Annotated in this window: 5 protein-coding genes; 1 reads left to right on the plus strand and 4 read right to left on the minus strand. The window is 56.8% G+C overall.

Annotation, left to right across the window (positions count from 1 at the left end; all coding sequences use genetic code 11):
• Positions 1–2: 2 nt before the first annotated feature.
• Positions 3–1538: a sensor histidine kinase gene (locus HUV30_RS14400; protein WP_174406113.1), complete on the plus strand. Its 1536-nt coding sequence runs from the start codon at positions 3–5 to the stop codon at positions 1536–1538.
• Positions 1539–1576: 38 nt separating this feature from the next.
• Here the strand turns inward: HUV30_RS14400 and HUV30_RS14405 are convergent, their stop codons facing one another.
• From HUV30_RS14405 to HUV30_RS14420, 4 genes are all read right to left on the minus strand, one after another.
• Complete coding sequence (locus tag HUV30_RS14405; RefSeq protein ID WP_174406114.1) at positions 1577–2767, minus strand: BPG-independent phosphoglycerate mutase family protein; 1191 nt, start codon at positions 2765–2767, stop codon at positions 1577–1579.
• Positions 2767–4065 carry a homoserine dehydrogenase gene (locus HUV30_RS14410; RefSeq protein ID WP_174406115.1) on the minus strand — a complete coding sequence of 433 codons (1299 nt, stop codon included), beginning with the start codon at positions 4063–4065 and terminating at the stop codon, positions 2767–2769. The genes HUV30_RS14405 and HUV30_RS14410 overlap by 1 nt, the downstream gene beginning before the upstream one ends.
• On the minus strand, positions 4052–5242 hold the full coding sequence (locus HUV30_RS14415; protein ID WP_174406116.1) for an aminotransferase class I/II-fold pyridoxal phosphate-dependent enzyme: 1191 nt from the start codon (positions 5240–5242) through the stop codon (positions 4052–4054). Before HUV30_RS14415 ends, HUV30_RS14410 begins: the two co-directional genes overlap by 14 nt.
• A gap of 332 nt (positions 5243–5574) precedes the next feature.
• Complete coding sequence (locus HUV30_RS14420; RefSeq protein WP_276512316.1) at positions 5575–6564, minus strand: MBL fold metallo-hydrolase; 990 nt, start codon at positions 6562–6564, stop codon at positions 5575–5577.
• Positions 6565–6881: the final 317 nt, after the last annotated feature.

Below are 6881 nucleotides of genomic sequence, written 5' to 3' on the forward strand. Positions count from 1 at the left end.
GCATGACTGCAACCACCGCACATACCATTCTGATACTGGATGATGATCCGGTAATACGGTCCACCATGGCCGCCTTTCTCAGCGATGACGGCTATGCCGTGATGGAAGCCGAGAACGGGGAAACCGGACTGGAGATCTTCCGCTCCCTGCGTCCCGCTGCCATTCTGCTGGACTGGCGGCTGCCCGGCATGTCCGGCGGCGAGGTGCTGAGCCGCATATGCGAAGAGGCTCCCACCACGCCCGTTATCATCGTCTCCGGTACTGACAGAATGGATGATGTGGTGGACGCCCTGCAACGTGGCGCATGGGATTTTCTCATGAAGCCGCTCAAGCATTTTCAGGAGCTTGGCGCATCCATCAAACGCTGCCTTGAACGCGCCCGCCTGCTCAGGGAAGAAGGCCTGAGACGCGAAAACCTTGAACAGCAGGTTCGCAAACGCACCGAGGCGCTGGAAGAAGCCAACACAAAACTGCGCAGGCAGATTGCAGAACGGATCGAGTTTGAAAAAGCGCTGGCGGACAGCGAAGAACGCTTCCGCCAGCTCGTTGAAAACGTGCGCGAGGTTTTTTTCGTGCGCGACATGAACACAGGGGCCTTTCTCTATGTCAGCCCCACCTACGCAGAGGTATGGGGCAGGTCTTGCGCCTCGCTCTATTCAGACCCCAACGGCCTGTTCACATCCGTGCATGCGGAAGATCAGGAGCGGGTTTCCGAGGCGTGGAACCTGCTTTTCAAGGCACACAAGCCGTTCGATGTGGAACACCGCATAGTGCGGCCGGACAACACTCTGCGCTGGATTCGCGAGCGGGCTTTCCCTGTTGAAGACGACAGGGGCGTTCCCTACCGCATTGTGGGCATTGCCGACGACATCACCAACCGCAAGGCCAGTGATGAAAAACTCCGTAGTTCGCTGAAGGAAAAGGAAACCCTGCTCAAGGAAGTGCACCACAGGGTAAAGAACAACCTGCAACTGGTTTCCAGCCTGCTCAACCTGCAGGCTTCCTACATCCGCACGCCGGAAGACAGGGAGCTGTTTCTGGAATCGCAGAACCGCATCCATTCCATGACGCTGGTGCATGAAGAGCTCTACCGCTCGGACGATCTGGCCTGCGTGGAATTCAGCGACTACCTGCCGAAGCTGACCCAGAAGCTGATTTCAGCCTTCTCCATGGGTAAGGAGATCCGCCTCATCACCGACATACAGCCCATTTTCTTTCCCGTAGACACCGCCATTCCCTGCGGCCTGATCATCAACGAACTGTTCTCAAACGCCCTCAAGCACGCATTCAAAAACCGCGACGAGGGTATTGTCTGTCTCTCCGTCAAACGCGATCAGGACAACATCAAGATTATTGTCAGGGATAACGGGGTGGGCCTGCCCCTTGATTATGAACCGGATGCCGCACGCACGCTGGGAATGCAGCTTGTGCACTCGCTGGTGGACCAGCTGGGAGCATTTCTGGATATAGAGGTGGACAAGGGCACAACCTTCATCATCACCTTTCATGCCCCCAACCGCTGCACACTGGTGAGCTGATTCTTTCCGCTACGCGGATCAAGGATTTCTCCGAAAGACTAGAGAAAGCGCTTGGCAAGCTCCAGCAGGGCCGGGCCACTTTCCACCTCGCCAAGCCCGCTGCACCCTTCTTCGGAAAACTCATCGCACGGCAAAAACTCAAGCCCCTTCCTGTGAATCATGAAAGGCACTGCTCCCCGCTCGTGGGTGCGTGTCACCGAAGATGTCAGGTGGTCGCAGGTGACAACGAACACGGCTTCCGGCATTGCCGATACAAGCGGGGCCAGCAGTTCGCGATCAAAGGCCTCAAGAGATGCCTGCTTTCCGGCCGCATCTCCGGCATGGGCGCAGTGATCAGGCGCTTCCACATGAATGAAGGCCGCATCGCCCCCGTTCTCCAGAAACGTGATTGCGGCCCGAGCCTTGGCCTTGAGGTCGGTATCCGGCGTTCCCGTAAAGGAAGCATCCTCCACCACCTGCATACCGGCGGCCCGCCCAAGCCCGCGAAGCAGGGAAACTCCGGCCAGCATGCAGGCCTTCAGCCCGTGTTGCGCAGCAAAAGCCGGAAGCACCGGCAAAGGCCCCTGCCCCCACAGCCAGACGGCGTTAGGCGGCGAGGTATCTTCAGCAGCGATGCGGTTCATTATCTCCATCGCCTGATGCAGGACAGCTGAATACACAGCGGCAGATGCGCTCAGGCTCTGCCCGAGTAAGGTATGCGGACCCGGAACAGGTAGATTGGCCTCCGGGAGTGAGGCACCTCCCCGCTGCACCAGAATATGGCGATAGGTCTCGTTGGCGAACACCCGCAGGCTCCCGCCTGAAAAAGCATACAGAGCACTGTCAAACAAGGCGGCAAGCCGGTCAGCCTGATCGTTTGTCACGCCTCCGCCATGCGCGTCGCGCAACACCTGACTCCGGCCCTCGGCACACACAAGCGAAAGCCGCCAGACAAGATCGTCCTGAGAGACGGAACCTGCAGGTAAGCGGCCCGCGTCGATGCCCAGCGCTTCAATGGGGCCGCGGCCGGTGTGATACTGCAGGGGGTCATATCCCATGAGTGCCATGTTCCCCACATCGGAATCGGGGGGCAGGCCGTGAGGAATAACATGACAAAGGCCCGCCACAGAGTGGCGGGCCATGGTATCCAGTACAGGTGTACTTGCGGCCCGTAGCGGCGTTATTCCATGCTCGCAATACGCCGGAACGTCGGCCATGCCGTCCGCAATACAATAGATCAGTTTCCGCACTACAGAATCCGGTAGTAAACGGGCTCCCGTACGACAAGGCCCTTGGCCTTCATCCCTTCAACCGCAGCCTTCACGGCGCGGGCCGTTGCTTCGTGGGTAAGGAATACCACAGGCACTTCCGCCGCTCCCTTTTCCTTCTGGATGGCCTGCGCAATGGAGATGTCCTGCTCCGCCAGAGCGCCTGCGAGATCACGCAGCACACCGGGCACATCGCGGACGATGACGCGGAAGTAGTACTTGGAAGAGGCTTCATCCGGCGACATGATGTTCGCCAGCGGCGGCACCTGACGCACAAAACCGGTGTTGTTCGGATAGGCACCGCGCGCAACGCTGAGAATATCGCCCAGCACGGCGCTAGCCGTGGGCAGGTCGCCCGCACCGGGACCATGCAGGAAAATGGGGCCGCAGGCGTTCCCTTCAAGACGGACGGCATTGTACGCGCCGCCCACCCGTGCGATCAGATAGGTGTGATGCACCAGTGTGGGGAAAACACCCGCTTCAATCTTGCCGTCCACTTCCTGCACCTGACCGACCAGCTTGACCCTGTAGCCGAACTCGCGGGCGAACTCGATATCTTCCGGTTCAACCTTGGAAACGCCCACAACGGGAAGCTGCTCAAAGGGATAGTTCACGCCGAACGCAAGGCGGGTAAGCAGGCACAGCTTGTGCGCCGCATCCAGCCCTTCAATGTCCAGCGTGGGGTCCGCTTCGGCGTAGCCCAGTTCCTGAGCCTGTTTCAGCGCGGTGGCGAAATCAAGCTTGTTGGAGGTCATCTCCGAAAGAATGTAGTTCGCCGTGCCGTTCAGAATACCCACGAGCCGCATAATGCGATTGCCCGCAAGGTTTTCCTTCAGGGTATCCAGAATCGGAATGGCACCGCATACGCTGGCCTCATACTTGAGGTGCACGCCATGTTCGGCAGCCAGTTCAAACAGCTCAAGCCCCTGCTCAGCGAGCAGCGCCTTGTTGGCGGTTACCACATGCTTGCCCGCACGGATGGCTGCCGCAATGAGCTTCTTGGGCGCTTCAATGCCGCCCATGAGCTCGACAAGCACATCCACTTCGGGATCATTCAGCAGCGCCTCGTGATCGTCCGTCAGGGTCGCACCGGCAGGAACCGGGAAGTTACGGGGCTTCTTCACGTCACGCACGAGAATGGATTTTATCACCACCTCGCTGCCGGAACGCTCGATAATCCAGTCCCGATTCTCTTCTATGACCTTGGCAAGGCCCGTGCCCACAGTGCCGTATCCGGCAAGGGCAAGGACCAGGCGCTTCTTTCCATTAGGCACAGACATCGCCTCCTGCATTCAGCAGCTTCTTGATGCCGCGGCATGCCTGATTGGTACGGTGTTCATTTTCGATAAGAGCAAAGCGGACATGATCGTCGCCGAAGTGTCCGAAACCGAGACCGGGAGAAACAGCAACCTTCGCTTCAGTGAGCAAAAGCTTGGAGAACTCCACGGAGCCGAGGTGACGGAACTCTTCGGGAATCTGTGCCCACACGAACATGGTTGCCTTGGGAGAAGGCACTTCCCAGCCCGCACGCTCAAGCCCTTCAATCAGGGTGTCGCGGCGATTCTGGTATACCTGCACGATATTGCGCACGCAGTCGCTGGGGCCGTTCAGAGCCACGGTTGCGGCAATCTGAATGGGCTGGAATATGCCGTAGTCGAGATAGGACTTGATGCGGGTCAGGGCGTACACGAGCTCGCGGTTGCCCACGCAGAAGCCGACACGCCAGCCAGCCATGGAATAGCTCTTGGACATGGAATAGAATTCCACGCCCACGTCCTTGGCGCCGTTTGCTTCCATGAAGCTCGGGGGCTTGTAGCCATCGAACGCGAGGTCGGCATAGGCCATGTCGTGAATGACGTAAATCTTGTGTTCCTTGGCGAAGTCCACAACCTTCTGGAAGAACTCGGGTGCTGCCAGTTCCGTGGTGGGGTTGTGCGGATAGCTGATCATCAGCACCTTGGGTTGCGGCCAGGTCTGCTTGGTCGCCTCCAGAAGGTCTTCAAAGAAGTCCCGTCCCTTGCCGATGGGAATGCGGCGCACGTCGGCACCAGCAATAATCGCGGCATAGGTGTGAATGGGATAGGTCGGGTCCGGTGCCAGGACGACATCACCGGGCGAAAGCATGGCCAATGCAAGGTGCGAAAGGCCTTCCTTTGCGCCCATGGTCACCACGCATTCCTTCTCAGGATCGAGGTACACTCCGTAATTGCGCTGATACCAGTCACACATGGCCTTGCGCAGGTTGGGAATGCCGCGAGATACGGAATACCGATGGTTGATGCCTTTGGCCGCCGCCTCAGTCAGTTTATCCACGATGTGCTGAGGGGTCGGAATATCGGGGTTTCCCATGCCCATATCCACGATGTCGATGTTCTGGCGGCGAAGCTGCATCTTGAGCTCGCCAACAACTGCAAAGACATAGGGGGGCAGACGGTGCATACGCGGAAATTCTTGCATAGCCTTGGCATCCTCCAATGACAATTTAAAATAGAGGCGTACACTATCGCGGCGCGGGAACACTGTCAAAGAGACAGTTGGCCTCAGAAGCGATTAATTTGCCCATAAATGATGAAATGATCATTTTATAATAATTTATTGCGCCTCACAGCCTAGTTTTATCAAATTTTCAGCCTCAAACGTAAAGCCGAAAAAATATTAACGCTACTTCAGGTAGTTATTCAAGATTTCTATACGATGATTTCATCAGAACCACAGCACTGCAACACCATCCTGAAGCACCGCCCACACTCAACCAGTCAGCATTTTAAGAATTTGATCAACATAGGCGGTTAGTTACTCCACCATACCGCATTATGCGTACAATCGCTCAAATTCACGGTCCTTCCCGGAGGAGGACACAGCACGCGGACCTCATGTTGCGCCGCTGCGTTCAGACAGCGTATCAACGGTTCATCCCAGTCGTGTAGCGCCAGATTGAAGGTGGCATAGTGCATGGGGATCAACACCCCACCCTGCAGGTCCATATGGGCGCGAACAGCCTGCTCGGGTGACAGATGCACATCCTTCCAATAGCGGCTGTAGGCACCGATGGGGAGCAATGATGCATCAAAGTGTCCCAGCCGCCGAGCTATCTCGGTAAATCCGGAAAAGTACCCCGTATCACCGCCGAAGAAGAGCCGATGCGTGGGGCCTGCAATGCTCCATCCTGCCCAGAGCGAGGCGTATCTGTCCGCCAGTCCGCGACCGGAATAATGGCGGGCAGGTGTAGCTGTCAGAGTCACTGAGCCGATTGTTATATCTTCCCACCACTGCAGCTCATGAATCCGGCTTTCGGTGATGCCCCAGCGCTTCAGGATGCGCCCTATCCCCAACGGAACAACAAAGGCTGTATCTGCACTGTTCAACGCCCGAACGGTGGCGCGATCCAGATGATCATAGTGATCGTGCGAAATGAGAACCACATCGATTTTGGGCAGGTCATGCACACTGCATGGAGCATCATGCAGGCGCGACGGCCCCCACAATCCGGTCGGTGATGCCCGACGAGAAAGGACAGGATCAGTCAAAAGGGTCATACCCGACATATTGATGAGCATGGTATTCCACCCAAGCCAAGTGAAAGCAGGGTCCTGCGTCACAGGAGTTACAAAAGATTCCCGGCTCCGGTACACCACTGGAACCTTGCCTTGCGGAACACGCTTCTCCGTTCCGCAGAGCAGTCTGTGCAGTATCCGTGTGGCATCTTTTGCGCTGAACCAGACTTTTGTGGGCAGGCTATTGTCGAAACGCGCTCGTGAACCAAGAGGAAGTTTTTTCATGAAGGGGAAAGTAATGTTTGTTGGCAGATTTGCAACGGCAAGATAACTGATTGGCCTTTCTCAGTATACAGGCAACGAAGTTGGATGATTTTATCACGACCAAGGCCCAATTCATTGAAACTAAGACAGGATGATGGAAGACGGATGGAAGGAAGAAAAGGAAGGCTAACTTAAGGGATATGATTTTACCCCCAAAACAGAAAAACTCCGGCCCTCATCGGTAACCGGAGTTTTTCGTTCAGGAAATAAGTCTTGGCGGCGGCCTACTTTCCTGCCTGACAGGAGTAGCCTGCCCCTTGCTACGCTCGGGATCAGGC

It is taken from the genome of Desulfovibrio subterraneus, assembly GCF_013340285.1.
GTDB lineage: Bacteria > Desulfobacterota > Desulfovibrionia > Desulfovibrionales > Desulfovibrionaceae > Halodesulfovibrio > Halodesulfovibrio subterraneus.

Bases quoted from the DNA above. Each gene is read 5' to 3' on its own strand.
- HUV30_RS14400 (WP_174406113.1), top strand. From the start codon at position 3: ATGACTGCAACCACCGCACATACCATTCTGATACTGGATGATGATCCG.
- HUV30_RS14420 (WP_276512316.1), bottom strand. From the start codon at position 6,564: ATGAAAAAACTTCCTCTTGGTTCACGAGCGCGTTTCGACAATAGCCTG.
- HUV30_RS14410 (WP_174406115.1), bottom strand. From the start codon at position 4,065: ATGTCTGTGCCTAATGGAAAGAAGCGCCTGGTCCTTGCCCTTGCCGGA.
- HUV30_RS14415 (WP_174406116.1), bottom strand. From the start codon at position 5,242: ATGCAAGAATTTCCGCGTATGCACCGTCTGCCCCCCTATGTCTTTGCA.